We start from the raw sequence: 25,638 nt of genomic DNA on the forward strand, positions 1-25,638 counted from the left end.
TGGACGGGCGCCGGATCAACTGAGGCCGGCGCCCGAACCTTTTGAGGCAAAGAAAAATGGCAACAAGACCAACAACCTCCGCACCTTCGCAGCGTATGCTGCGCGTCGGCGAGCAGGTTCGCGCCGCTATCACGCAGGTTCTGCAACGCGGCGAAGTGCGCGATGACGTGATCGAGAAGACCGTCATTTCCATCTCCGAAGTCCGCATGTCGCCCGATCTGAAGATCGCGACAGCCTATGTTACGCCGCTCGGTGTGACGGATCATGATGCGGTGATCGCTGCGCTGAACCGCAATGCGAAGTTCATCCGCGGCCGGCTCGGACCGCAGCTGCGACAGATGAAGTACATGCCGGAAGTGCGTTTCCGCGACGACACCAGCTTCGACAACTACAAAAAGATCGACGAACTGCTCCGCTCGCCCGAGGTTCAGCGCGACCTCGATGGCGATACTGAAGAGCAATAGCAGAAGAAACGAATGTCAAAACCACGCAAACCCAAGGGCCGCCCGGTTTCCGGCTGGCTGATCCTCGACAAGCCGGTGGATTTCGGCTCGACGGAAGCCGTCTCCAAGATCAAGTGGCTCTTCAAGGCCCAGAAATGCGGCCACGCCGGCACGCTCGATCCTCTTGCTTCGGGAATGCTGCCGGTAGCGCTCGGCGACGCGACCAAGACCGTTCCCTATGTCATGGACGGCCGCAAGATCTACGAATTCACGGTAACTTGGGGTGAGGAACGCGCAACGGACGATCTCGAGGGCGATGTGACCCAGAGCTCCGATAAGCGCCCGAGCGAACAGCAGATCCGCGATCTCCTGCCGAAATACACGGGGGTCGTCAGCCAGGTGCCGCCGCAGTTCTCGGCGATCAAGATCGCCGGTGAGCGCGCCTACGATTTGGCGCGCGATGGCGCGGCGGTGGAGATTCCATCCCGTGAAGTCGAGATTTTCCGGCTGACGCTGCTTGCCTGCCCGGATGAGAATACCGCGCATTTCGAAGTAGAATGCGGCAAGGGCACCTATGTGCGCGCGCTCGCTCGCGACTTGGGCCGCGATTTCGGCTGCTACGGGCATATCTCGGGCCTTCGCCGAACCTTCGTTGCGCCCTTTGCCGAGGAAACAATGGTACCGCTCGCCGATCTCGTCGCGCTTGAGGCGATCGAGGATGCAGACGAACGCCTTGCCGCACTGGACGCCCTGCTGATTGACACCAGTGAAGCACTCTCCTCGCTGCCGCACCTTGTCGTCAACGATGACCAGGCGCACCGGCTCAAGATGGGCAACCCGATCCTCGTGCGCGGCCGTGATGCACCGGTTGCCGAAAGCGAAGCTTATGCGACGGCGCGTGGCAAGCTGATCGCGATCGGCGAGATCGGCCAGGGGGAATTCCGCCCGAAGCGTGTCTTCGTCTGAGCTTCAGTTCCACCCGCAAGAGGCGTGCCCGGCATGCCTCTTCCCTTTGCTGTCTGAATGGTTTATAGGCAGCGCCAGCATCAGGCAGGCCTGATTGCATTCGCGGCCGAAGCTGGACGACATCCCGGCTTTTGGCGACTTCATTCTCCTCTCATGGAAAGGAACATCCGATGTCGATTACTGCTGAGCGCAAGACCGCCCTTATCAAGGAATACGCAACGTTCGAAGGCGACACCGGTTCTCCGGAAGTCCAGGTTGCGATCCTGACCGAGCGGATCAACAACCTCACGGAACACTTCAAGGGCCACAAGAAGGACAACCATTCCCGCCGTGGTCTGCTGACAATGGTTTCCAGCCGCCGTTCGCTTCTTGATTACCTCAAGAAGAAGGACGAAAGCCGTTACTCCAAGCTGATCTCCAGCCTGGGTATCCGCCGCTGACGGTTTTCCGGCGGGCGCTCTTCGGGCGCCCGCCGGATTCTTTTGAGGGTCGAGAACCCCTGAATTTCTACCGCCGCGCCCTATCTTCGCGTGGAGGAAACACGGCGGACCGGATGGGCCGGTTCTGCCAAACCAACCGTTGACCTGTCATGGGGCAGGATTGCCGGATGCTTTCGACCAAAGTCTTTCAGGAGGCTTTGGTCCGGTTTCTCAGTAAACCGAGGATGAAAAGCCTCCCGTTGTCTTGCCCATGATGTGTCACATTAATTGCGGTCGACTGTGCGCTGCGCTTCTGGCGATGGCACGCGCTCCCGCATTGAAGGACAAGACATATGTTCGATACCCATACCGTGGAAATCGAGTGGGCAGGCCGCCCGCTAAAGCTGGAAACCGGCAAGATCGCCCGTCAGGCTGACGGCGCCGTTCTGGCTACCTACGGCGAAACCGTCGTTCTGGCGACTGTTGTTTCCGCCAAGGCTCCGAAGGCCGGTCAGGATTTCTTCCCGCTGACCGTCAACTACCAGGAAAAGACCTACGCAGCCGGCAAGATTCCCGGCGGCTATTTCAAGCGCGAAGGCCGCCCGACCGAAAACGAAACCCTCGTTTCCCGCCTGATCGACCGCCCGATCCGTCCGCTCTTCCCGGAAGGCTACAAGAACGACACGCAGGTCGTCGTCACCGTCATTCAGCATGACCTGGAAAACAATCCGGACATCCTGTCGATGGTTGCCACTTCGGCCGCCCTGACTCTCTCCGGCGTTCCCTTCATGGGTCCTGTCGGCGGCGCGCGCGTCGGCTATATCAACGGCGAATACGTCCTGAACCCGCATCTCGACGAGCTGGACGAGTCGGTGCTTGACCTCGTCGTTGCCGGTACGCACGATGCCGTTCTGATGGTCGAATCCGAAGCCAAGGAACTGAACGAAGACATCATGCTCGGTGCTGTCATGTTCGGTCACCGGGGCTTCCAGCCGGTTCTCGACGCGATCATCAAGCTTGCCGAAGTGGCTGCCAAGGAGCCGCGCGACTTCCAGCCGGAAGACTATTCCGAACTCGAAGGCGAGATGCTGAAGCATTTCGAAACTGAACTTCGCGCCGCCTACAAGAACACGCAGAAGGCTGAGCGCTACGCTGCCGTCGATGCCGTCAAGGCGAAGGTCAAGGCCCACTTCCTGCCGGAAGAAGGCGAAGCCAAGTACACGGCCGAAGAAGTCGGCGCGATCTTCAAGCATCTGCAGGCGAAGATCGTTCGCTGGAACATTCTCGACACCAAGAGCCGCATCGACGGCCGCGACCTGTCGACCGTTCGCCCGATCGTTTCGGAAGTCGGCCTCCTGCCGCGCACCCACGGTTCGGCCCTCTTCACCCGCGGTGAAACGCAGGCGATCGTTGTTGCCACGCTCGGCACCGGCGAAGACGAGCAGTATGTCGACAGCCTGACGGGCATGTACAAGGAGCGCTTCCTGCTCCATTACAACTTCCCTCCCTACTCTGTAGGCGAAACCGGCCGCATGGGCTCCCCGGGCCGCCGCGAAATCGGTCACGGCAAGCTCGCATGGCGCGCTATCCGCCCGATGCTGCCGTCTGCCGAACAGTTCCCCTACACGCTGCGCGTCGTCTCCGAGATCACCGAGTCGAATGGCTCGTCCTCGATGGCAACCGTTTGCGGCACTTCGCTCGCTCTGATGGACGCCGGCGTTCCGTTGGCCAAGCCGGTTGCCGGTATCGCCATGGGCCTGATCCTGGAAGGCGATCGCTTCGCCGTTCTCTCCGACATTCTCGGTGACGAAGACCACCTCGGCGACATGGACTTCAAGGTCGCTGGTACTGCCGACGGCATCACCTCGCTGCAGATGGACATCAAGATCGCCGGTATCACCGAAGAGATCATGAAGGTTGCTCTCAGCCAGGCTCAGGGTGGCCGCACGCATATTCTCGGCGAAATGGCCAAGGCCATCACCGAGAGCCGTGGCCAACTCGGCGAGTTCGCACCGCGCATCGAAGTCATGAACATTCCGGTCGACAAGATCCGCGAAGTCATCGGCTCCGGCGGCAAGGTCATCCGCGAAATCGTCGAAAAGACCGGCGCCAAGATCAACATCGAAGACGACGGTACCGTCAAGATCGCTTCGTCCTCCGGTAAGGAAATCGAAGCGGCCCGTAAGTGGATTCACTCGATCGTCGCCGAACCGGAAGTCGGTCAGATCTATGAAGGCACGGTCGTCAAGACCGCCGACTTCGGCGCCTTCGTCAACTTCTTCGGCGCCCGCGATGGCCTCGTCCACATCTCGCAGCTTGCTTCCGAGCGCGTTGCCAAGACGCAGGATGTCGTCAAGGAAGGCCAGAAGGTCTGGGTCAAGCTCCTCGGCTTCGACGAGCGCGGCAAGGTCCGCCTGTCGATGAAGGTCGTCGACCAGGCGACCGGCCAGGAACTCCCGGCTTCCGAAAAGAAGAAGGAAGAAGCGGCCGAGTAAGCCGCACCCTTCCAATCGTTCATGGGCGCGGGAGTTTCCCGCGCCCTTTTTGTATTCGAAGACGAGAAAAGATCATGAGCCGCGAGACGCTGAAGACCCTGTTCCATCCCTTTGTGACCCGTACCATCGATGCGCCGGGCGAGGGCGAGCGTGTGCTGTTTCTGGGCGCCGAAGCAGGCTTTGCGCGGCCGGAAGGGTTTGCCGCCTCGCTGAGCGCCGTTCAGGGCTTCCGGCCGCTCTACAGGCAACTGCTGTCGCAGCGTATCGAAACATCGCCTGAGATCGAAGGCGACGACTATGATGCGGCTCTCGTGCTCTGCACCAAGCACAAGGGCGAGAACGAGGCCAACATCGCTGCAGCGCTTTCCCGCGTTAAGGTGGGTGGCCTGATCGTTGTCGCCGGCGGCAAGGAAGACGGTATCCAGCCACTGCGCAAGCGTATGGAGGGCTTCGGCCTCGATATTGAACACATGCCGAAATATCACGGCGTCGCCTTCTGGTTCGTTCGTCCCGAAGATGTCAACGAGGCCTTGGCGAAGCTCGCCAAGGCACCTGTCCGCGTCGACGGGCGCTTCATCGCCTCGTCAGGCATGTTCTCGCACGACCGCATTGACGACGGCTCGGAGCTGCTTGCATCGCGCCTGCCGACGGATTTCACGGGCGACGCAGCCGATTTCGGCGCCGGTTGGGGTTATCTGTCGGCCGAGCTTGCCGAGAAGTCGCCGAAGCTCGAGCGGATCGACCTTTATGAGGCCAATTACGCCTCCCTGGAGGCTGCGAAGGGCAATCTGGCAGAGAACTGCCCTGACGCGCCAGCGCGCTTCTTCTGGCACGATCTGGCGGCTGAACCGGTCAAGGACAAGTACGACCTGATCGTCATGAACCCGCCATTCCACGAAAGCCATGCGGCCGAGCCCTCGCTCGGTCAGGCGATGATCAAGACCGCCGCCTCATCCCTGCGCGGCGGTGGCCGCCTGATGCTCGTCGCCAATCGCGGCCTGCCCTATGAGGCTGTGCTTGCCGCAAACTTCAAGGAGAGCGGCGAGACCTGCCGCAACGCGCGCTTCAAGGTGCTGTGGGCGAAGAAGTAAGACGCTACGCGGCTTCTATTTCCTTGCGGGCTGCGCTCGCGAGGAAAGCCGAACGGGTCAAGCCCCGCTCTTTGGCGGCAGCGTCGATTGCGTCAAGCATGCCCTTTTCAAAGGTCACGTTCGCGCGCACGATCCGGGTCTCGTCCTCGATGAACGGGACGCGCGTCAGGAATGCACCGGCTGCAAGTTGCTCGCGAACATCTGCGCGGCTGCTCACGGCTTCAAAGGATGAGGGCGTTGGAAGCGCGTCGTCTTCAGCCCACAGCCTCAAGGCTTCGATCGCATTTGCGGTGAGGTCGTCCTCGACGTCTGCGGCGGAAAACACCGACGGCAGGTCAGGGAAGCTGATCCCAAACGCGCTGTTTTCGTCTTTGTGAACGAGAGCGATGAAATATTTCATCGGTTGCTCCTCATGCCCATCCGGCTTGCTTAGCTATTGCGAGCGCCGTACCCACCGGCAGATCTTTCTTCGGGTGCGGCACGATGATCGTTCGATCGCCCTTTCTGAATTTGTGGTGCGATCCCTTTATGGAAACGAGCTCAAAGCCCTCGCGTTTGAGGCGCGAAATGATCTTTTGGCTGTTTCGCGCCATGCGTGCTCCCCACCCAAGGCAATATATGCCGCAACCGCAGAAACAGCAAGGGCGTGCGCATTATGATGCGCACGCCCTTCACGGTTCGATTTAGTTTTGATCTTACTCGACATCCGCTGTGCGTAGCGTTTCGAGTGTCGGCATCGAGGTGATGTTGTAGCCAGCATCGACGAAGTGGATCTCGCCGGTAACACCTGTGGACAGATCCGACAGCAGGTAGAGCGCGGAATTGCCGACCTGATCGATGCTTACGGTCTTGCGGAGCGGCGCGTTGCGCTGGTTCCACGAGAGGATCGCGCGCGCATCCGAGATACCGGCGCCTGCGAGTGTCCGGATCGGGCCTGCGGAGATCGCGTTGACGCGGATGCCGCGCGGGCCGTAATCGGCGGCGAGATAACGGACGGACGCTTCGAGCGCTGCCTTTGCTACGCCCATGACGTTGTAGTTGGGGATGACGCGCGTCGACCCGTTATAGGTCAGCGTCAGCATCGAGCCGCCCTCGTTCATCAGCGGCGCGCAGCGCTTGGCGATTTCCGTGAACGAGAAGCAGGAGATCACCATCGTGCGGCTGAAATTTTCGCGGGTGGTGTCTGCGTAAAGACCCTTCAGCTCGTTCTTGTCGGAAAAGCCGATGGCATGGACGATGAAATCCAGCTTGCCCCAGCGCTCCTTGATCGCCTCGACGACGCCATCAACCGAGGCGATGTCGTCCACGTCGCAGGGTACGATGAAATCCGATCCGGTTTCAGCCGCCAGTGGCTTCACCCGCTTGCCAAGGGCTTCGCCTTGGTAGGTGAACGCGAGCTCTGCGCCTTGGGCCGCGAGCGCCTTTGATATGCCCCATGCGATAGAATGGTTGTTTGCGACGCCCATGATGAGCCCGCGCTTACCGTGCATTATTCCTGCCATGTTATTATCCGTTGTAGCGCTGGAAGACGAGCGTGGCGTTGGTACCGCCGAAGCCGAAGGAGTTGGAGAGAGCAATATCTACCTTGGCATTGTCGATGCGCTTGCGAACGATCGGCACGCCCTCGAATTCCGGATCGAGTTCCGTGATGTGGGCGCTTTCGCCGATGAAGCCTTCCTGCATCATGAGAAGCGAGTAGATCGATTCCTGAACGCCGGCAGCCCCGAGCGAGTGGCCGGTCAGCGACTTGGTCGACTGGATGTGAGGGATCCTGTCGCCGAAAACTTCCCGGATCGCGCCAATTTCCTTGCTGTCACCCACCGGCGTCGAGGTGCCGTGCGTGTTGATGTAGTCAACGTTGCCTCTGACGGTGGAAAGCGCCTGACGCATGCACCGCACCGCACCCTCTCCCGAGGGAGCAACCATGTCGTAGCCATCCGAGGTCGCACCGTAGCCGACGATCTCGGCGTAGATCTTGGCGCCGCGCGCCTTGGCATGTTCCAGTTCTTCGAGCACGAGAACGCCTGCACCGCCGGCGATCACAAAGCCGTCGCGGCTGACGTCATAGGCGCGCGAGGCACTTTCCGGCGTATCGTTGTACTTGGAGGACATCGCACCCATGGCGTCGAAGAGGTTGGACATGGTCCAGTCGAGGTCTTCGTGGCCACCGGCGAACATCACGTCCTGCTTGCCCCACTGGATCATTTCCGTGGCGTTGCCGATGCAGTGCGCGGACGTCGAGCAGGCCGAGGAGATCGAATAGTTGACGCCGTGGATCTTGAACCAGGTTGCAAGCGTTGCCGATGCCGTGGACGACATTGCCTTGGGAACGGCAAACGGGCCGATGCGCTTGGGGCTGTTGTTCTTAATGGTGATCTCGGCGGCTTCGATCAGGGTGCGGGTGGACGGCCCACCGGAGCCCATGATGATGCCAGTGCGTTCGTTGCCGCTCACCATGGACTCCTCGAGACCGGAATCGGCGATCGCCTGCTTCATGGCGACATGGTTCCAGGCACCGCCCTGCGACAGGAACCGCATGGCTCGGCGGTCGACGAGGTCGGTGGGGTCGAGGCTCGGGCGGCCCCAGACGTGGCATTTGAAGCCATGCTCTGCAAAATCGTTGGAGAAGGAAATGCCTGACTTGGCGTCGCGCAGCGAGGCGGTGACTTCCGCAGCATCATTGCCGATCGAGGACACTATACCCAGACCCGTGACAACTACCCGTCTCATCGTTTCAACCTTTTCATTGTTTTATTCGTGAAGGAGCCGGGCCGTTCCGCCCGGAGCGATCATGCGACTTTGTCTTGGAAAAGTCCGACGCGCAGATCGGTCGCCTTGTAGATTTCTTCGCCATCCGCCTTCATCCAGCCGTCGGCGATGCCGAGCACGAGGCGGCCGCGCATGACGCGCTTGAAGTCGATCCCATATTCGACCAGCTTGGTCTTTGGCGTCACCATGCCGGTAAACTTCACTTCGCCGGTCGAGATCGCCCGGCCCTTGCCGGGTTCGCCCAACCAGCCGAGGAAGAAGCCCGTCAGCTGCCACATGGCATCGAGGCCGAGGCAGCCAGGCATCACGGGATCGCCCATGAAGTGGCAGGGAAAGAACCACAGGTCCGGCGTGATGTCGAACTCGGCGCGTACGAAACCTTTGCCATGTGGTCCCCCCTCTTCGGAAATCTGCGTGATGCGATGGAACATCAGCATGGGCGGCAGCGGCAGCTGCGCATTGCCCGGGCCGAACATTTCGCCGCGGCCGCAAGTCAGGATTTCCTCATAGGTGAAGCTGGATTGTTTCGTTGTCATGAAAATTCTGTTCCCCCGCCACGAGCCGATGGATGTGAGTGTTTAGTCCAAGTTCAAAGGAAAATGAAGCATAAGCATGGCTGGGTTCACCTCCCTGTCCTCAACTAATCTGTTGCGTTATTTGGTGGTCGCATACAGGAAGGCTAGGGCTGCTGCCAGACCCAATTGCGTCAGAAGCCCGATTTTCCGGCGTTTCAGGGTCCATTGTCCCCATCGAAGCTATTGAAACGCTTCGGCGCAAAAGTTATATGGCTTAAAGAAACCTGATTGATTGACGCTAGAATAACCGGAGTTCCTCCCTGATGGCGGCTGAAGCGCCGATTGCTATCGAAGCCAGACTGCGCTGCGCGGGCCTGCGGCCGACCCGCCAGCGCGTTGCGCTCGGCGATCTTCTCTTTGCAAAGGGCGACCGGCATCTGACGGTCGAGGAGCTGCACGAAGAAGCAGTGGCTGCAGGCGTGCCGGTTTCCCTGGCGACGGTCTACAACACGCTGCACCAGTTTACCGAAGCGGGCATGATCCGCGTTCTCGCCGTCGAGAGCGCCAAGACCTATTTCGACACCAACGTCTCCGATCACCACCATTTCTTCGTCGAAGGCGAAAACGAAGTGCTGGATATTCCGGTCAGCAACCTGACGATCGACAATCTGCCGGAGCCGCCCGAGGGCATGGAAATCGCCCACGTCGACGTGGTGATTCGCCTGCGGTCGAAGCGCTGATTTTTCACATCACATCATCAGGGTGACGTCCGGGCTTGTGCCTGTAGACAGGGAACGTCCAGCCGAACCATAAGGCCCCGCCGCGCACCGCGAAGGCGGCGACAACGCCGATAGCCGAAGCTATGTAGAGCGACAGGCCGAGTTCGGTCGCTCCGGTAAAGACGCCCGCGCCGACAAGCGCCGCTGTAATATAGATCTCGGGCCTGAGAAGCACCGAAGGTTCGTTGGCCAGCAGATCGCGCAGGATGCCTCCGAACGTGGCCGTCAATGTGCCGGTCACCAGTGCGATCGTCAGCGAGCCGGTCGCGGCAAGACCCTTGGCCGCACCCATGACGCAATAGGCGGAAAGGCCTACCGCATCGAGCCAGATGAGGAGGCGATAGCGCGACTCCACCAGATGCGCCGTGAAGAAGACCACAATACCCATCGCACAGCAGATGACGATATAGTTGGGGTTCAGCACCCAGAAGACCGGCACGCGGCCGAGTACGATGTCGCGCACCGTTCCGCCGCCTGTGCCCGTCACCATTGCGAAGAAAAGAAAGCCGATCAGGTCGAGCTGCTTGCGCGAGGCAGCGAGTGCGCCCGTTGCCGCAAAGAGCGCGACGCCGGCATAATCGAGATAGACAAGCAGAGACATGGTCGGACCCCAAAGCCGGCAGACGATGACAAACTGAATCACGGCGGCAAGGGCGGCGCAAGGCGGATACTCCAGAATGCGCGGCTGTCAGCGTCAAACCGCCCAAAAGAGGAAAGCCGTGAAAACGCTTCTTATCGTTCTGAACCTCATCGCTCTGCTTGTCGTGCCCACGGCCGCTTTGGCGCAGCAATCGCTGATCTCGGATCCCGAAATCTACGAAAAAAAGCATTTCACCGAGCAGTGCACCAAGGCCGAGTTTTCGGACACGTTCGTGACGCGCCAGGACATCAACAATGATGGTCTTATCGATGCGGTGGTCAACGAGGGTGAATTGACCTGCGATGGAAAAAAGGGGCCGCAGTGCAACGACGACGGCTGCACCTATAACTTCTACCTGCAGGTGGCCGAGGGTGGCTACTTCATGATCGCGACGGCGCAAATCTATGGCTACGATTTCGTCAAGCGGTTCGGCAATATGGTGCTGGCCATGAAGATGCACCCGCGCTTCTGCGATCGCACCGAAGGCGAAGCCTGCATCGTAACAGCGCGCGTTCGGGGCACGAAGTTCGTCACCATCTCGAAGAAATAGCGTCTCAGCCGGGATAAAGCTCGGACGTCCGGCCAGCAAAGTAATAGCCGACGAGGCCGTACCATTCGCGCACGGCCGTTGCCATGTTCTGCGCATTCAGGCTCGGCTGCGTGAAATCGATGCCGAGGGTTACCTTGCCGTCTGTCCGGTAATCTGTCGGCCATGGCGCGATCTCGATGCCCTGCTTTCGGAAAATGCCGACCGAACGCGGCATGTGATAGCCGGATGTGATCAGCAGGCAGTTCGACAATCCCTGGCTTTCAAGCAGTTTCTTGGTATTCAGCGCGTTCTCGAAAGTCGTGCGGGATGTTGCCTCTTCGACAAGCCGTTCGCGTGGAATTCCAAAGGCAGGAAAGAAGCGCGCCGAAGCTGCCGCGTCGCCCTCATAGCCTCCGGACAGCGAGCCGTCGCCTCCCGAGATCAAGATTCGCGATTGCGGGTATTTCTGTGCCAGCCGCAGCGTCTCGAGAAAGCGGTCCGCGGCAGCATTGAACTCGATGCCGTGTTTGGCAGTGTTGACCTCGTTTTCGAACGCGCCGCCGAGAACGATCATGCACTGCAAATTATCCGGATCGCGATCCGGCTTTGGAAACCGTGTTTCAAGGCCCTGGAGAAGGAAATTGCCCGTGGTGGTGAAAAGGACGACGAAGAGCAGGAGTGCAGCCAGTGCCGAGAAAAATGCGCCGAACTTCCCGCGGCCGAGTACGATCGCAAGGAATGCAAATAGCGCAAGGAAGAAGGCCAGCGAGAGCGGCTGGCCGAAAACCCAGACCAACTTCGAAAATAGAAACAACGATTTCACCTCACGCGAAAGACAGCGGCATCCTATCCGATTCGAGGTTAACGGAAATAACAGGCGTGCGACGCCCGCCAGGCAGCCGCCGCTGGGAGAATTGAACGGTTAGACCGAGCTGCATATGCGCCGGTTGCAAAGGTGACGCTCAGCTCTCTTTGTGCGGCCTAGCCCCGAAAAAGTCGGTTAAATCTCGCAACTGGTGGATTGAGTTATTTTTATAACCAGCATAGTAGCGTCAACAACTTCTAGAAGGGAACGCCAGGTGCCAGATCCGGTAGATATTCTCGTCGGCCGCAACGTCAGAAAGCTTCGCGCCCGTCGCCGCGTCTCGCAACTCGAGCTGGGTGAAGCTCTCGGCCTGACCTTCCAGCAGATCCAGAAATACGAAAAGGGCACCAATCGCGTCTCAGCCAGCAAATTGCACCAGATCGCGGTTTTTCTGGGTGTCGAAATCTCCGCCCTTTTCGAGGGGGTGCACACGTCCGATTCTCCGGGAAGGATCGAGCTGAGCCCGGAGGCTTACGAATTGGCGGTCAACTATGACAGGCTTCACTCGCCGGCGGGCAAGGAGGCAGTCAAAACGATTCTGACGTTGATGGGCGCGGAAAAGGCTGTCTGACGCGTTGAGACGTCAAACGCCTGCTTCAAAGCAGTTTCGATTTTCTAGTGAAGCTCGCGCTCGTGCAGCGCGACGAGCAGTTCGTCCTGCGTGTGATGCCCGGCTTCGTAGAGATCGATCGCGACACTGGCGATCGATAGCCCCTGCTGGCTGCGCAGCTTGATGTTGCGCTCCGCACACCAAGTATAAAGTGCGCCGGCAAGGACGTCGATGTCGTCCGGCTGAAAGGACAAGGAGGCTGCTGCCGTCATGGTAGTGACCTTTGATTAGTTGTTCCCCAGTATTCCACGGCTAGGAAGGCTGCTATTTCGGCAAGTTGCAAGCAGCATCAGCAGCCTGCGTTAACGCTGGCCATATTGGTTGCTCGTCATGTTTCAAATTGAAACACAAGTCACCCTTCGGCGGGGGCGGCGCCGATAGCGTGCGATTTTGGACCATGCCTAGATTTCTCAACTAAAGCCCTGGCATCGATCACGCTTCGAGCTTTCGTATTCAAAGTCCGAGTTTCGATCTGTGCAACTCGGCAAACAAAAAGCCGGGAGAAAGTCTCCCGGCTTCGATTTAAATACTGTCGCTGACCTCAGCCTTCGAAGAATTCCTTCATCCGGGCAAAGAAGCCCGTTGATTCCGGATTGTTCTCCCGCGAAGAAAGCTGCTCGAATTCCTGCAACAGTTCGCGTTGGCGCTTGGAGAGCTTCTGCGGCGTCTCGATCTGGATCTGGATGTAGAGGTCACCCGTCTGGCTTGAGCGCAGCACGGGCATGCCCTTGCCCTTGAGACGGAACTGCTTGCCGGCCTGCGTCCCTTCCGGAACGGAGACCCGGGACTTGGTGCCGTCGAGCGTCGCGACATCGAAGGTTCCGCCAAGCGCTGCCGTCGTCATCGAGATCGGAACGGCACAATAGAGGTCCGCTCCATCGCGCTGATAGAATTCATGCGGCTTCACCGACAAGAAGATATAGAGATCGCCAGACGGCCCGCCTCGCGCCCCGGCTTCGCCCTCGCCCTGCAGGCGGATGCGCGTGCCGTCTTCGATACCGGCCGGGATATTGACGGAGAGCGAACGCTCTTCCGTCACGCGTCCTTGGCCATGGCACTTTGGGCACGGATCGGGGATGATCTGACCGCGGCCGTGGCAGGTCGGGCAGGTCCGCTCGATCGAGAAAAAGCCCTGTGCGGCGCGAACGCGGCCGGACCCCTGACAGGTGCCGCAGGTTTTCGGCTGAGTACCCGGCTTGGCGCCTGAACCGGAGCAGACATCGCAGGTGATCGACGTCGGAACCCGGATCTGCGCCGTCTTGCCGCTGAAAGCCTCTTCCAGTGAGATTTCCATGTTGTAGCGAAGATCGGCGCCGCGTTCGCGTCCGCCCGAAGAGCGCTGTCGTCCGCGACCGCCGCCCATCATTTCGCCAAAGATGTCCTCGAAGATGTCGGAGAAGCCGCCACCGCCGGCAAAGCCGGCACCGCCACCGAAGCCGCCGGCGCCGATGCCGCCGTGCTCGAAGGCTGCGTGGCCATAGCGATCATAGGCGGCCCGCTTCTGCGGATCCTTGAGGATTTCATAAGCCTCGTTGATTTCCTTGAACTTGTGTTCCGCGGCCTGGTCATCTGGGTTCTTGTCCGGATGAAATTTCATCGCCAGCTTGCGGAAAGCGCTTTTCAGCTCTTTTTCGTCTGCCGTCCTAGCGACACCGAGCGTTTCGTAAAAGTCCGCTTTTGCCAATTTACACCCCGGAAATGGATTTCCGGCTGCCCTGAGGCAGCCGGATCGCAGTATTTAGCATAACCACCCTGCCGCGGATTACGCGGACTTTTTGCGGTCGTCGTCCTTGACTTCTTCGTAGTCGGCATCGACGACATTGTCATCGCCACCGGCTGCGGAGGCATCAGCCGTGCCGGCTTCGGCCTGCTGGGCTTCGTAGATCGCCTGCCCGAGCTTCATGGAAACTTCCATAAGGGTCTGCGTCTTCGCCTTGATGTCCTCAGCATCCGGATCGGTTGCTTCGGCTGCAGACTTCAGAGCGGCAATCGCGTCGGAGATCGCGGTGCGGTCGGCCTCGGAGACCTTGTCACCATAATCCTTCAGCGACTTTTCCGTGGAGTGGACCAGGCTCTCTGCCTGGTTCTTGGCTTCCACGGTTTCGCGGCGCTTCTTGTCTTCGGCGGCATGCGATTCGGCATCCTTGACCATCTTTTCGATGTCGGCGTCGGAAAGGCCGCCAGATGCCTGGATGCGGATCTGCTGTTCCTTGCCGGTACCCTTGTCCTTGGCCGAAACCTGAACGATGCCGTTCGCGTCGATGTCGAAAGTGACTTCGATCTGCGGAACGCCGCGCGGCGCCGGCGGAAGACCGACGAGGTCGAACTGGCCGAGCAGCTTGTTGTCGGCAGCCATTTCGCGCTCGCCCTGCGAAACGCGGATGGTAACGGCCTGCTGGTTGTCGTCAGCGGTCGAGAAGGTCTGCGACTTTTTCGTCGGGATCGTCGTGTTGCGCTCGATCAGACGGGTGAAGACGCCGCCGAGGGTCTCGATGCCGAGAGACAGCGGGGTTACGTCGAGAAGCAGGACATCCTTGACGTCGCCCTGCAGAACGCCAGCCTGGATAGCAGCGCCGAGAGCAACGACTTCATCCGGGTTCACGCCCTTGTGTGGTTCTTTGCCGAACAGCTGCTTGACGACTTCCTGGACCTTCGGCATGCGGCTCATGCCGCCCACGAGAACGACTTCGTCAATATCGGCAGGCGTGACGCCGGCATCCTTGAGGGCTGCCTTGCAGGGAGCGATCGTGCGCTGGACGAGATCGTCGACAAGGCTTTCGAGCTTGGCGCGCGTCAGCTTCAGCGTCAGGTGCTTCGGACCGGAAGCGTCGGCCGTGATGAACGGCAGGTTGATTTCGGTCTGCTGCGAGGACGAGAGTTCGATCTTTGCTTTTTCAGCAGCTTCCTTGAGGCGCTGCAGAGCAAGCTTGTCGTTCTTCAGGTCGATGCCGTTGTCCTTCTTGAACTCGGCTGCGAGATATTCGACGAGACGCATGTCGAAGTCTTCACCACCGAGGAAGGTGTCGCCGTTGGTCGACTTCACTTCGAAGACGCCGTCGCCGATTTCGAGGATCGAGATATCGAAGGTACCGCCGCCAAGGTCGTAGACGGCGATCGTCTTGCCTTCCTTCTTGTCGAGGCCGTAGGCGAGTGCCGCTGCGGTCGGCTCGTTGATGATGCGGAGAACTTCGAGGCCTGCAATCCTGCCGGCATCCTTGGTCGCCTGACGCTGGGCGTCGTTGAAGTAGGCCGGAACGGTGATGACGGCCTTTTCGACCTTCTCACCGAGATAGGATTCGGCTGTTTCCTTCATCTTCTGAAGGATCATTGCGGAGACCTGCGCGGGCGAATAGCCCTTGCCGTTGGCTTCGACCCAGGCGTCGCCATTGTCGCCCTTGACGATATTGAAGGGGACGAGGCTCTTGTCTTTTTCAACGGTCGGATCTTCGTAGCGGCGGCCGATCAGGCGCTTGACAGCGAAGAGGGTGTTCGTCGGGTTGGTGACCGCCTGGCGTTTCGCCGGCTGGCCGACAAGGCGTTCGCCGTCGTCGGTAAATGCCACCATGGAAGGCGTCGTGCGCGCGCCTTCCGCATTTTCAATGACCTTCGCGTCCTTGCCGTCCATGACAGCGACGCAGGAATTTGTTGTTCCGAGGTCGATACCAATTACTTTTGCCATGTCATTTACTCCTTGAAGCAAGCTGTCGGAACCCGAAAAGGCATTTCCCTGACAGCCCCTTACGGGATGGGGGTCTCCGGAATTAACGCAATCGTGATTGCGGTGATGCGGGGTATATAAGGAGCGGTTTTCTGGACTGCAAGGCGGGAAATACCCGAGATCCAGCAAAGCGAATGTGTTGCATTCACTTTCTAGAGCGGATCGAGCCGTCCGGCTCCTTTAAGTATCTACGGTTTCGTTGACAGGCGCTTTGTGCCGGGCAGAAGGGCGCTGGCTATTGCCCCATGATGAGATCGAGCAGCGTGGTCCGACGCGGCTGAACGGAAGACGTCGATGACGGACCTCCGATCTCTCCCGGCGGCACAACATTTCCATAACCACCGTCGGCTCCGATGTCGCCGGGCGGAACCGGTCCTCCTTGCGTCGCGATGGCCTGCGGTTGCTGGCCAGATGGAGGAGGGAACCGCCTCTGCTCCTCGGCGCTATCCCCGCCGCCGAAAACGCCGGAAATGATTCCGCCGATCGTCGTTGGCTGCTCCTGCATCGGTTGGGGTTCTCCCTGGGCCATCGGCTGATTACCGAGGCCATTCGGGTCCGCGACGAATTGGCCGCTGCCGAATAGCGGCGCCGGAGAAAGGCCCTTATGCGCGGCAATCATGAATTCCTGCCATGCCTTCGCAGGCAAGCCGCCGCCGGTCACCTTCTTCATCGGCGTGCCGTCGTCATTGCCGAACCAGACGCCGGTCGTCAGATTGCTGGTGAAGCCGACAAAGAGCGCGTCCCGGGAGTTCTGCGTCGTGCCCGTCTTACCGGCCGCCTGCCAACCGGGAATCTTGGCGGCTTTGCCCGTTCCTGTTTCGATTGTGCCCATCATCATGGCATTCATGTTTGCGACGACGGCTTCTGACAGAACGCGCGGCGGGTTGTCATAGGTGTTCTCGTAGAGCACCTTGCCGTCGGCTGTCGTCACCCGCCGGATCACGTGGGGCGTTGCCTTGTAGCCGCCGTTCATGAAGGCGGCATAGGAGGCCGTCAGCTCCATCAGCGACACTTCCGATGTGCCCAGCGCGATCGAGGCATTCGGCTGCAGTTCGGTCTCGATGCCGAGACGGTGGGCAAGCTTGATGACTTGCTCCGGCCCATCGTACATCACCAGCTGGGCGGCGACGGTGTTCAGCGATTTCGCAAGTGCCGTTGCGAGCGTTACCTCGCCATTGTATTTCTTCTCGTAATTCTCGGGCGTCCAGTTGCCGATCCGGATCGGCGCGTCATTGAAGACGGAAAACGGTGTCAAACCCTTTTCAAGGGCTGCGGCATAAACGAAGGGTTTGAACGAGGAGCCAGGCTGACGCTTTGCCTTGACGGCGCGGTTGAACTGGCTTTCGGCATAGTCCCTGCCGCCGACGAGCGCCCGGATCGCCCCCGTGCCATCGATTGAGACGAGAGCCGCCTGCGAAGCGACGAGCTTTGCGCCCTCTTTGCGAAGAATATCGTTCAGCGACTGATCGGCCTTCTTCTCCAGCCCCTTGTCGATTGTCGTATCGACGATGAGGTCTTCCTTGACGTCGCCGATTAGGCCCGGCAGTTCGTCCATGACCATATCGGCCACATACTGGCCGGCGCCGGACCAGTAGCTTTTCGCCTTGGAAGGCGCCTGCGTCATCGCCGTCTTCACTTCGTCGTCGCTGATGTAGCCCTGGTCCCGCATGGCCAGCAGCACCACCTGCGCGCGGGCATTGGCAGCTTCCGGATCACGCGCCGGCGAAAGACGCGACGGCGCTTTGACGAGGCCGGCAAGCAAGGCCGCTTCGCCAAGGTTCACGTCCCGTGCCGACTTGTTGAAGTAACGGCGTGCCGCCGCCTCCACGCCATAGGCATTCGAGCCGAAATAGACGCGGTTCAGATACATCGCAAGGATCTGGTCCTTGGTGTATTTCTGCTCGAGCCAGAAGGAGAGCAGCACCTCCTGCACCTTGCGCTCCAGCGTGCGCTCCGGCGAGAGGAACAGGTTCTTGGCGAGCTGCTGCGTCAGGGTCGAGCCGCCTTGGATCGGCTGGCCGGTCAGATTGTTGATGAAGGCACGCGCCAGCCCCATAGGGTCGACGCCGAAATGCGAGTAGAAACGCCGGTCCTCGATCGCCACGATCGCCTGCGGAATGTAGGGCGACATCTGATCGAGCGAGAGCGCCTCGCCGCCGGTGGCGCCGCGATTGGCGATCACGCTGCCGTCGACCGAAGTGATCTTGACGTTCGGCGGCCTGTCCGGGATCGCCCAGGTGCTGGCGCTCGGCATGCGCGAGCCGTAATAGAATACGAGACCCGCAACGCCGATGCCGGCCCAGATACCGAGGACGATGCACCAGTAGATGACCCGGCGCAGAAAAGCGAAGAGCCCGCCGCCATCCCGCTCCGGAGGGGCGCGCCTGTCGCGGCGCCTGCGTTCGGGAGCGCGGTCGCGGGATGGTTTTTGGACTGGGCGTTTGGCGCCACGGCGGCCGTCGATGCGGTCTTCATCATCCAGCGCGAAATCGTCGTCGTCTTCATAGCGGTCGCGGCCGCCGAAGGACGGTTCGATCCTATCGCGTGATCTGCCTCTGCCTGCCATTGCGGACGGTCGCACCCCATATGTCGCAAACGCACTTCCTTGCGCGCAATCATCCGGTTGGAGTGTAAATACGGCGATTTAAGGGGTGGTTAAGACCAGGAACGAGGGACCTCAGCCGAGCTTCAGCCCAGGGATTTTCGCATAGCTGCCATTCGTTGCGATTGTCACAAAACTGACATATATCGCGCCATCTTGCGCCGAAATAAATAAGGAATAAGCGCAGTAGCTAGGCATCATCAATGAATACTTATCCTGAAAGAATCGACGAAAACAGGCTCCGCGAGATCTGGAGCGTCCATGAATTTGCCCGGCAGTCCCGATTGAGCAAGATGGAAGAAAGCCGACTGAAGATGCTGCATGGCCCGCTTGCGAGAGGCACGAACTCGTAACAAGCGGCACGAACAACTGCCCGTTGGCAATTGGGAACCTTTAGGTCTTTTGCTCGTTTCTTCGAGAGCGGGACAGCCCTCAAGTCCCGCAAAGATCGGCCGTTTCCCCTCAAGGCGTGCCGATCGAAATCAGGCCCGGTGGCTCTTTCGGAGCGCCGGGCTTTTTCCATTCGGGTGAAGTGGACGGCGGCATCGCTGCCGCTTAGGTCTGTTAGTCGCGGCAAGCCGGATCGCCCGGGCAAACGGGACGCCTTGGCCGGCCGCCATCGCCGCCGCGATTGCGGTTGCCGCCATTGTCCTGACGCTGGAACTCGCGGCGATCGCGATCGAATTCCTGGCGGCGGCCCCTGTCCGAACCCGTGTCGACATCGGGCCTGCGCTCAAAGCCACGGCCGAAATTCTGCGGGCGATCGCTATCCAGCCTTCGTTGGATATTGGGGCTACGCTCGGGAGGACGATTGAAATCCCGACGCTCGGGACTTCCGAAGTCGGGGGATATGCCAGGGCTTCGGTTAAAGCCGGGCCGGCGATCCAATTCCCGATTGAGATCCGGGCGCCGACCCGGTCCTGGTCTGGATTCGAAATCAGGTCCGCGGCTGGGGCCGCGATAGACGTTCGGACCGCGGCTCCAGCGGTCGCGATAGCGGTAGAAGTCGCGGTTACGGTAATGGCGATCCCAGTAGTTGCCAAAGCTGAAGACCACCACCGGAATACCGAGCGGGCGATAATATTCGGGTCCGAGGTAAACGCGGCGCTCCTGGTAAACGGCTTGGACATAGCGACCATGCACCCAACCGCGGCCACCGTAGAACTCCACGTCGCACCATGGTGCATCGGCAAGGCAGCCGTAAATTTCAACGGATTCGCCTGCGGGAATCACGGCGACGGCCGGGTAGCCGGTGCTCGGGCCGGCGCGCATATTAACGTTCGCGGTTGCGAAGCCTTCCGCCGCCTGGGCGATAGCCGGAGCAAGCAGCAGCATGCCTGCCGCGGCAATCTTCAAAAGGGTGGTTTTCACGTTTCAACTCCCAAGGTGGGTGGGCGCGCATGCCACACCGTTTTTGTTCTTGCTCCGGCTTTGTGCCGGTTCGTGACATAGGTGATGGCTTGCCGATTTCCTCGGCAATTATTCACCTTGTCTTCAACGGTTTATAACAAATCACTTATGAACGCAGCTTGAATAGAAGAAGCTGAAATGTCCGGGAGGCCTTGAAATCGACGGAACGGCTCCCGATATGAGGTTCAACAGATTGCAGCCGTCGGAAGCTGTGCGCGCTTCGAGCGAGCCTATTCCGATCATGAGCCTTCTCCCTCCGATCGCTCCGGCTGCAGAGTCCGCTTTCTCCTTGACCACGGATGTACTGGCATCGAAGCGAGCGGATGACGAAAGGCCGGTTTTAACCGGCCTTTTTGTTTGTCTGTATGGCGTGCCCGGTAAGTTACGAGGCACGCTTTTTTGTCTCAGGCAGCCAAGGCTTCGAGGATGCGCACCCAAGAGCGGATGCCCTTGTGGTAGGAGGCAAGCTCGTATTTCTCGTTCGGCGAATGGATTCGATCGTCGGAAAGACCGAAACCGACGAGCAGCGACTCCATGCCGAGCATCCGCTGGAAATCACCGACGATCGGGATAGAGCCGCCCATGCCGATGACGACGGCGGGTTTCGGCCATTCGTCAGAAAGCGCGTTCTTTGCCTTGGTGATCACCGGAGAATCGTAGGAGAGGTGAATCGCCGGTGAGCCGCCATGGGGATGGAACTCGACCGAGCAATCGGCCGGAACCTTCGAGCGCACATAGGTTCGGAACGTCTCGCGAATCTTGTCCGGATCCTGCTTGCCGACAAGGCGGAAGGAGACCTTGGCGGATGCCTTGGCGGCAATCACCGTCTTGAAGCCTTCCCCGGTATAGCCGCCGGTTATGCCGTTGACTTCGGCCGTCGGACGCGCCCAGGTGAGCTCCAGGACCGAGCGGCCCTTTTCGCCGGAGGGTACCGACAGACCGACCTGGCCGAGGAAGCTTTCTGCGGTCTGGCCGAGCTTCTCCCACGAGGCCTTGATGTTTGCCGGGGTTTCCTCGACGCCGTCGTAGAAATTCTCGAGTGTAATGCGGCCGGTTTCGTCATGAAGGCCGGCGAGGGCTGCCGTCAGCACATGGATAGGGTTCGCTGCCGCACCGCCGAAGAGGCCAGAATGCAGGTCGCGGTCGGCCGCCGTCACCACGACTTCTTCGCCGACAAGGCCGCGAAGTGCAGCGGCAATAGCCGGGGTATCGCGGTCCCACATGCTGGTGTCGCAGACAAGCGCATAGTCAGCCTTCAACTCGGCGGCATTCGCCTCGAGGAAGGGCTTGAGCGACGGAGAACCGGATTCTTCCTCCCCTTCGAAGAGGATCGTGATGCGGCAGGGGAGCGAGCCGTTGACCTCCTTATAGGCGCGGCAAGCTTCGACGAAGGTCATCAACTGACCCTTGTCGTCTGCGGTGCCGCGGCCGGTCAGGATTTTGCGGCCGTTTTCAACCTCCTTGACGGCGGGGTCGAAAGGATCGTTCTCCCAGAGTTCGATCGGATCGACCGGCTGAACGTCATAGTGCCCGTAGAACAGCACATGCGGCGCATCGGCGCCGGCGCCGGCATGGTGCGCAACCACCATCGGGTGACCGGGGGTGTCGCGGGTCGAGGCTTCGAAATCCAGCGTCTTCAAATAGGCGACCAACCATTCGGCTGCCTTGCGGCAATCGGCTTTGTAAGCCGGATCGGTCGAGATCGATTTGATGCGCAGCAACTCAAACAGGTTTTCGAGGCTCGAACCGAGATTCTGATCCGCTCGCGAGAGTACCGGGGTAATGTCCGTCATTGTCGACTCCTTTCGAAATTGGCCGGACGATAGACCAAAGGCTGGCGCGTTTCGAGGAGGAAAAAGCGGAATTTTGGAAAGCGCGAATCCCAGGCTTCCCCCGCACAGTGATAGCGATAATGCATCAAGAATGCCGGCGTGCGGCTGGCTTTTGATCGCTCAGATAGCGATCAGATTTTCTTGGCGTTTTCGAGAAGGCGGCGGATGTACTCCAGCATCAGCTCCCGCTCGAAGGTTCTGAAACCGTCGAAGAGCGCCAAGTCCGCTTCCCGCGCTATCTTTACCGCTTCATCCTCCATCGCTCGTGCATTGGGCGTCAGGAAGATCAATTGCGCCCGCTTGTCGGAAGGGTGCGGTTTGCGCTCGATGAGGCCATCGCGTGCCATTCGTGCAAGCGTATTGGCCATTGTCGCCTGTTCGATATCGACGCGTTCGAGCAATTGCTTCTGCGTCAGACCATCCTCGGCCCAGAGTTCGAGAAGAATCGGGAATTGGCCGGGAGAAAAGCCGAGCCCCGCCGCGCGCTGCTGCAGCGAGCGCGCAAACCCCTTGGCCAGCTGGCTGGCAAGGTAAGCTCCCGAGTCTATTCTTTTAAATCCCATGATTGTAGTTAGACGCAAAAACGGATCCGAAACAATGCAACAAATTGTATGCGATGAACCAAATTCGCCCTTTCGCAGCAAGTGAGCATTCGTTGAAGAACAAAAGCCGCCATGGCCTGGAGGTGGACCACGGCGGCTTTAAATGGGGACAAAGGCCCGGAGAGGGGGATAAGGCCTTTGTCCAAGTCTGATGCGGCGGGGGACAAGCCGGTGATCAGACCCTCGGCGTGATCAAACGCCGGTAGATCTGATTTGTGACCGGGAATGTGGTTTTTCAAGGGAAGTCGGCTGAACCGCTAATTACAAATTGGTAACAGTTCGGTGAGCCATGAAATCGCGTGCTGCCGAACTTTATATGGATTTCGCGGGGCCGCCACGCTATCCATGCAACCATGAAAAAAGGCGATCATCTTTTCCTCGTTGACGGCTCGGGTTTCATCTTCCGGGCGTTCCATGCCCTGCCGCCGCTGACGCGCAAATCCGACGGCCTGCCGGTCGGCGCCGTCTCCGGCTTCTGCAACATGCTGTGGAAGCTGTTGACCGATGCGCGCGATACGTCGGTCGGGGTCCCGCCGACGCATTTCGCGGTTATCTTCGATTATTCCGCAAGGACCTTCCGTAAGGATCTGTTCGATGCCTACAAGGCGAACCGTTCCGCACCGCCCGATGAGCTGATACCGCAGTTCGGGCTAATCCGCGAAGCAACGCGCGCCTTCAACCTGCCCTGCATCGAGACGGAGGGCTTCGAGGCTGACGACATCATCGCCACCTATGCCCGGCAGGCGGAAGCGGCCGGCGCTGACATCACGATCGTCTCTTCGGACAAGGATCTGATGCAGCTCGTGACGCCGAATGTCCACATGTACGACAGCATGAAGGACAAGCAGATCGGCATTCCGGACGTCATCGAGAAATGGGGCGTGCTGCCCGAAAAGATGATCGACCTGCAGGCGATGACCGGAGATTCGGTCGACAATGTCCCCGGCATTCCCGGCATCGGCCCGAAGACCGCAGCACAGCTTCTTCAAGAATACGGCGACCTAGACACGCTTCTGGACCGTGCGCACGAGATCAAGCAGGAAAAGCGCAGGCAAACGATTCTGGAAAATGCCGACAAGGCGAGGCTTTCGCGCGAACTGGTCAGGCTGCGCACCGATGTGCCGCTAGAGCTTGGCCTCGATGACCTTGTTCTTGAAGTGCAGAACGGCCCGAAGCTGATCGGCTTCCTGAAGGCCATGCAATTTAACTCGCTGACGCGCCGCGTGGCAGACGCTTGCGATTGCGATGCGAGCGCCATCGAGGTGGCCGACGTGAAGGTCGAGTGGGGTCCTGCCGCACGCGGGCCGGATCTGGATGCCGTTGAGCCGGAACCGGTTGCGGGCGGCATTCCTGACATCGAGGGTCCATCAGTGCCGGTTCCAGCCAGGGCGAAGCCGGCGGCGCGCGGCTTCAGCCCGGCCGACCTTGCAAATGCCCGCGCCGCAACCTTTGCGACCCTGCCGTTCGATCGCTCTGCCTATGTGACGATCCGCGACCTCGCGACGCTCGATCAATGGATTGCCGATGCCCGGGACACCGGCCTGGTGGCTTTCGAAACGCAGACGACGTCGCTTGATGCGATGCAGGCCGAGTTGGTCGGCGTCGCGATGGCGATTGCCGACAATGAGAAGGACCCGGCGGGCGCAAGGATCCGGGCGGCCTACGTGCCGCTCGGGCATAAGAGTGGTGTCAGCGATCTTCTCGGCGGTGGCCCCGCGATCGACCAGATCCCGATGCGGGATGCTTTGCCACGGCTGAAAGCGCTACTTGAGGACGAGTCCGTTCTCAAGGTCGCGCATGACCTGAAATACCATTACCTGCTGATGAAGCGTTACGGCGTCGAAACCAAGAGCTTCGACGACGCGATGCTGATGTCCTATGTGCTCGATGCCGGACCGGGAGGCCATGGCATGGACGCGCTTGCCGAGAAATTCCTCGGCCATAATCCGATCACCTACAAGGACGTGGCAGGCAGCGGCAAGGCGAACGTGATATTCGACCTCGTCGACATCGATCGCGCAACGCATTATGCCGCGGAAAACGCAGATGTGACGCTCCGGCTTTGGAGTGTGCTGAAACCGCGCCTTGCCGCAACCAGACTGACAGCCGTGTACGAGCGCCTGGAGCGGCCGCTGCTGCCGGTTCTGGCGCGTATGGAGGAGCGCGGCATCACCGTTGACCGGCAAATTCTTTCCCGCCTTTCGGGCGAACTGGCCCAAGGTGCTGCCCGGCTGGAAGACGAAATCTACACGCTGGCCGGCGAGAAGTTCACGATCGGCTCCCCGAAGCAGCTTGGCGATATTCTCTTCGGCAAATTGGGCCTTGCAGGCGGCAGCAAGACGAAGACCGGGCAATGGTCGACTTCGGCAAGCGTTCTGGAAGATCTGGCTGCCGCCGGTTTCGAGCTGCCGCGCAAGATCGTCGATTGGCGTCAGCTGACCAAGTTGAAATCCACCTATACCGATGCGCTGCCGGGATACGTGCATCCGCAGACGAAGCGCGTCCATACATCCTATTCGCTCGCCTCGACGACAACGGGGCGGCTTTCGTCCTCCGAACCGAACCTGCAGAACATTCCGGTGCGCACCGCCGAAGGCCGCAAGATCCGCACCGCTTTCATCTCCACCCCCGGCCACAAGCTGGTTTCGGCCGACTACAGCCAGATCGAGCTGCGCGTGCTTGCCCACGTCGCCGAGATCCCGCAGCTGACACAGGCATTCGCTGACAGTATCGATATTCATGCAATGACCGCCTCGGAAATGTTCGGCATTCCGGTCGCCGGCATGCCGTCCGAGGTGCGCCGCCGGGCCAAGGCAATCAACTTCGGCATCATCTATGGCATTTCCGCCTTCGGTCTTGCAAACCAGCTCTCGATCGAGCGGTCGGAGGCGGGCGATTACATCAAGAAATATTTCGAACGCTTCCCCGGCATCCGCGACTACATGGAGAGCCGGAAGCAGATGGCGCGCGACAAGGGCTATGTCGAAACCATCTTCGGCCGGCGAATCAACTATCCGGAGATTCGCTCGTCCAATCCTTCAGTGCGCGCCTTCAACGAGCGTGCCGCAATCAATGCGCCCATCCAGGGCTCGGCGGCCGATATCATCCGCCGGGCCATGATCAAAATGGAACCGGCGCTTGCCGAAGCGGGCCTCGCAGATCGGGTGCGTATGCTCTTGCAAGTGCACGACGAACTGATTTTCGAAGTCGAGGACAGCGACGTCGAGAAGGCGATGCCGACCGTCGTTTCCGTTATGGAAAATGCCGCCATGCCCGCCCTGGAAATGCGCGTGCCCTTGAAGGTCGACGCACGCGCCGCGACCAACTGGGACGAAGCGCACTAAGCGCTTCGT

At 59.9% G+C, this 25,638-nt stretch carries 23 protein-coding genes; 9 read left to right on the forward strand and 14 right to left on the reverse strand.

Annotated elements, in window-relative coordinates; translation table 11 throughout:
* Positions 1-56 precede the first annotated feature (56 nt).
* From rbfA to HGP14_RS00330, 5 genes are all read left to right on the forward strand, one after another.
* Positions 57-464 (forward strand): 30S ribosome-binding factor RbfA, encoded by a 408-nt coding sequence (gene rbfA / locus HGP14_RS00310; RefSeq protein WP_168827860.1) that lies wholly within the window; start codon positions 57-59, stop codon positions 462-464.
* Positions 465-476: 12 nt separating this feature from the next.
* The gene (gene truB, locus HGP14_RS00315) at positions 477-1,409 is read left to right on the forward strand and encodes a tRNA pseudouridine(55) synthase TruB (RefSeq protein ID WP_168827861.1); all 933 of its coding nucleotides are present in this window, start codon (positions 477-479) and stop codon (positions 1,407-1,409) included.
* Between the two features lie 170 nt (positions 1,410-1,579).
* Positions 1,580-1,849 carry a 30S ribosomal protein S15 gene (gene rpsO / locus HGP14_RS00320; RefSeq protein WP_168827862.1) on the forward strand — a complete coding sequence of 90 codons (270 nt, stop codon included), beginning with the start codon at positions 1,580-1,582 and terminating at the stop codon, positions 1,847-1,849.
* Between the two features lie 332 nt (positions 1,850-2,181).
* The gene (pnp, locus tag HGP14_RS00325) at positions 2,182-4,323 is read left to right on the forward strand and encodes a polyribonucleotide nucleotidyltransferase (protein WP_168827863.1); all 2,142 of its coding nucleotides are present in this window, start codon (positions 2,182-2,184) and stop codon (positions 4,321-4,323) included.
* Positions 4,324-4,397: 74 nt separating this feature from the next.
* A complete protein-coding gene (locus HGP14_RS00330; RefSeq protein ID WP_168827864.1) occupies positions 4,398-5,414 on the forward strand; it encodes a class I SAM-dependent methyltransferase in 1,017 nt (338 codons plus the stop codon).
* A gap of 4 nt (positions 5,415-5,418) precedes the next feature.
* On the opposite strand, the gene HGP14_RS00335 is transcribed toward HGP14_RS00330, so the two are convergent.
* The 5 genes from HGP14_RS00335 to fabA all read right to left on the reverse strand — a co-directional run bounded on the left by HGP14_RS00335 (position 5,419) and on the right by fabA (position 8,719).
* Positions 5,419-5,814: a type II toxin-antitoxin system HicB family antitoxin gene (locus tag HGP14_RS00335; RefSeq protein WP_168827865.1), complete on the reverse strand. Its 396-nt coding sequence runs from the start codon at positions 5,812-5,814 to the stop codon at positions 5,419-5,421.
* Between the two features lie 10 nt (positions 5,815-5,824).
* Positions 5,825-6,007, reverse strand: coding sequence for a type II toxin-antitoxin system HicA family toxin (locus tag HGP14_RS00340; RefSeq protein ID WP_168827866.1), 183 nt, complete (start codon positions 6,005-6,007; stop codon positions 5,825-5,827).
* Between the two features lie 102 nt (positions 6,008-6,109).
* The gene (gene fabI, locus HGP14_RS00345) at positions 6,110-6,916 is read right to left on the reverse strand and encodes an enoyl-ACP reductase FabI (protein WP_168827867.1); all 807 of its coding nucleotides are present in this window, start codon (positions 6,914-6,916) and stop codon (positions 6,110-6,112) included.
* Positions 6,917-6,920: 4 nt separating this feature from the next.
* Positions 6,921-8,144 (reverse strand): beta-ketoacyl-ACP synthase I, encoded by a 1,224-nt coding sequence (gene fabB, locus HGP14_RS00350; protein ID WP_168827868.1) that lies wholly within the window; start codon positions 8,142-8,144, stop codon positions 6,921-6,923.
* Between the two features lie 59 nt (positions 8,145-8,203).
* Positions 8,204-8,719 (reverse strand): 3-hydroxyacyl-[acyl-carrier-protein] dehydratase FabA, encoded by a 516-nt coding sequence (gene fabA / locus HGP14_RS00355; RefSeq protein WP_168827869.1) that lies wholly within the window; start codon positions 8,717-8,719, stop codon positions 8,204-8,206.
* 302 nt (positions 8,720-9,021) lie between these two features.
* Here fabA and irrA point away from each other — a divergent pair, with 302 nt between their 5' ends.
* On the forward strand, positions 9,022-9,438 hold the full coding sequence (gene irrA, locus HGP14_RS00360) for an iron response transcriptional regulator IrrA (RefSeq protein ID WP_168827870.1): 417 nt from the start codon (positions 9,022-9,024) through the stop codon (positions 9,436-9,438).
* A gap of 4 nt (positions 9,439-9,442) precedes the next feature.
* Here irrA and HGP14_RS00365 read toward each other — a convergent pair whose 3' ends face one another.
* Positions 9,443-10,078 carry a trimeric intracellular cation channel family protein gene (locus HGP14_RS00365; protein WP_168827871.1) on the reverse strand — a complete coding sequence of 212 codons (636 nt, stop codon included), beginning with the start codon at positions 10,076-10,078 and terminating at the stop codon, positions 9,443-9,445.
* A 118-nt stretch (positions 10,079-10,196) separates the two neighbouring features.
* Between HGP14_RS00365 and HGP14_RS00370 the strand changes: the two genes are divergently transcribed.
* Positions 10,197-10,667 (forward strand): hypothetical protein, encoded by a 471-nt coding sequence (locus HGP14_RS00370; RefSeq protein ID WP_168827872.1) that lies wholly within the window; start codon positions 10,197-10,199, stop codon positions 10,665-10,667.
* Between the two features lie 4 nt (positions 10,668-10,671).
* Here the strand turns inward: HGP14_RS00370 and HGP14_RS00375 are convergent, their stop codons facing one another.
* A complete protein-coding gene (locus tag HGP14_RS00375; RefSeq protein WP_168827873.1) occupies positions 10,672-11,460 on the reverse strand; it encodes a YdcF family protein in 789 nt (262 codons plus the stop codon).
* A gap of 265 nt (positions 11,461-11,725) precedes the next feature.
* On the opposite strand from HGP14_RS00375, the gene HGP14_RS00380 reads away from it, so the two are divergent.
* Positions 11,726-12,082 (forward strand): helix-turn-helix domain-containing protein, encoded by a 357-nt coding sequence (locus HGP14_RS00380; protein ID WP_168827874.1) that lies wholly within the window; start codon positions 11,726-11,728, stop codon positions 12,080-12,082.
* A gap of 44 nt (positions 12,083-12,126) precedes the next feature.
* On the opposite strand, the gene HGP14_RS00385 is transcribed toward HGP14_RS00380, so the two are convergent.
* The 7 genes from HGP14_RS00385 to HGP14_RS00415 form a co-directional block, all read right to left on the reverse strand.
* Positions 12,127-12,333 (reverse strand): hypothetical protein, encoded by a 207-nt coding sequence (locus tag HGP14_RS00385; protein ID WP_168827875.1) that lies wholly within the window; start codon positions 12,331-12,333, stop codon positions 12,127-12,129.
* A gap of 329 nt (positions 12,334-12,662) precedes the next feature.
* Positions 12,663-13,805 (reverse strand): molecular chaperone DnaJ, encoded by a 1,143-nt coding sequence (dnaJ, locus tag HGP14_RS00390; protein WP_168827876.1) that lies wholly within the window; start codon positions 13,803-13,805, stop codon positions 12,663-12,665.
* Between the two features lie 78 nt (positions 13,806-13,883).
* A complete protein-coding gene (gene dnaK / locus HGP14_RS00395) occupies positions 13,884-15,800 on the reverse strand; it encodes a molecular chaperone DnaK (protein WP_168827877.1) in 1,917 nt (638 codons plus the stop codon).
* Between the two features lie 274 nt (positions 15,801-16,074).
* On the reverse strand, positions 16,075-18,405 hold the full coding sequence (locus HGP14_RS00400; RefSeq protein ID WP_168827878.1) for a transglycosylase domain-containing protein: 2,331 nt from the start codon (positions 18,403-18,405) through the stop codon (positions 16,075-16,077).
* A gap of 600 nt (positions 18,406-19,005) precedes the next feature.
* Positions 19,006-19,812, reverse strand: a complete 807-nt coding sequence (locus HGP14_RS00405) for an SH3 domain-containing protein (protein ID WP_168827879.1) — start codon at positions 19,810-19,812, stop codon at positions 19,006-19,008.
* A gap of 443 nt (positions 19,813-20,255) precedes the next feature.
* Positions 20,256-21,644: a M20/M25/M40 family metallo-hydrolase gene (locus HGP14_RS00410; RefSeq protein ID WP_168827880.1), complete on the reverse strand. Its 1,389-nt coding sequence runs from the start codon at positions 21,642-21,644 to the stop codon at positions 20,256-20,258.
* Between the two features lie 170 nt (positions 21,645-21,814).
* Entirely contained in the window at positions 21,815-22,231 is a 417-nt protein-coding gene (locus tag HGP14_RS00415; protein ID WP_168828728.1) for a MarR family winged helix-turn-helix transcriptional regulator, read from the reverse strand.
* Positions 22,232-22,638: 407 nt separating this feature from the next.
* Here HGP14_RS00415 and polA point away from each other — a divergent pair, with 407 nt between their 5' ends.
* Positions 22,639-25,629: a DNA polymerase I gene (gene polA, locus HGP14_RS00420; protein WP_168827881.1), complete on the forward strand. Its 2,991-nt coding sequence runs from the start codon at positions 22,639-22,641 to the stop codon at positions 25,627-25,629.
* Positions 25,630-25,638: the final 9 nt, after the last annotated feature.

The sequence above is a fragment of the Rhizobium sp. P32RR-XVIII genome (genome assembly GCF_012641395.1).
Taxonomy (GTDB): domain Bacteria; phylum Pseudomonadota; class Alphaproteobacteria; order Rhizobiales; family Rhizobiaceae; genus Rhizobium.

What these genes read in the sequence shown, in the direction of transcription:
- rbfA (WP_168827860.1), top strand. Translation starts at nt 57, where the DNA reads ATGGCAACAAGACCAACAACCTCCGCACCTTCGCAGCGTATGCTGCGC.
- truB (WP_168827861.1), top strand. Translation starts at nt 477, where the DNA reads ATGTCAAAACCACGCAAACCCAAGGGCCGCCCGGTTTCCGGCTGGCTG.
- rpsO (WP_168827862.1), top strand. Translation starts at nt 1,580, where the DNA reads ATGTCGATTACTGCTGAGCGCAAGACCGCCCTTATCAAGGAATACGCA.
- pnp (WP_168827863.1), top strand. Translation starts at nt 2,182, where the DNA reads ATGTTCGATACCCATACCGTGGAAATCGAGTGGGCAGGCCGCCCGCTA.
- HGP14_RS00330 (WP_168827864.1), top strand. Translation starts at nt 4,398, where the DNA reads ATGAGCCGCGAGACGCTGAAGACCCTGTTCCATCCCTTTGTGACCCGT.
- HGP14_RS00335 (WP_168827865.1), bottom strand. Translation starts at nt 5,814, where the DNA reads ATGAAATATTTCATCGCTCTCGTTCACAAAGACGAAAACAGCGCGTTT.
- HGP14_RS00340 (WP_168827866.1), bottom strand. Translation starts at nt 6,007, where the DNA reads ATGGCGCGAAACAGCCAAAAGATCATTTCGCGCCTCAAACGCGAGGGC.
- fabI (WP_168827867.1), bottom strand. Translation starts at nt 6,916, where the DNA reads ATGGCAGGAATAATGCACGGTAAGCGCGGGCTCATCATGGGCGTCGCA.
- fabB (WP_168827868.1), bottom strand. Translation starts at nt 8,144, where the DNA reads ATGAGACGGGTAGTTGTCACGGGTCTGGGTATAGTGTCCTCGATCGGC.
- fabA (WP_168827869.1), bottom strand. Translation starts at nt 8,719, where the DNA reads ATGACAACGAAACAATCCAGCTTCACCTATGAGGAAATCCTGACTTGC.
- irrA (WP_168827870.1), top strand. Translation starts at nt 9,022, where the DNA reads ATGGCGGCTGAAGCGCCGATTGCTATCGAAGCCAGACTGCGCTGCGCG.
- HGP14_RS00365 (WP_168827871.1), bottom strand. Translation starts at nt 10,078, where the DNA reads ATGTCTCTGCTTGTCTATCTCGATTATGCCGGCGTCGCGCTCTTTGCG.
- HGP14_RS00385 (WP_168827875.1), bottom strand. Translation starts at nt 12,333, where the DNA reads ATGACGGCAGCAGCCTCCTTGTCCTTTCAGCCGGACGACATCGACGTC.
- dnaK (WP_168827877.1), bottom strand. Translation starts at nt 15,800, where the DNA reads ATGGCAAAAGTAATTGGTATCGACCTCGGAACAACAAATTCCTGCGTC.
- HGP14_RS00400 (WP_168827878.1), bottom strand. Translation starts at nt 18,405, where the DNA reads ATGGCAGGCAGAGGCAGATCACGCGATAGGATCGAACCGTCCTTCGGC.
- HGP14_RS00410 (WP_168827880.1), bottom strand. Translation starts at nt 21,644, where the DNA reads ATGACGGACATTACCCCGGTACTCTCGCGAGCGGATCAGAATCTCGGT.
- polA (WP_168827881.1), top strand. Translation starts at nt 22,639, where the DNA reads ATGAAAAAAGGCGATCATCTTTTCCTCGTTGACGGCTCGGGTTTCATC.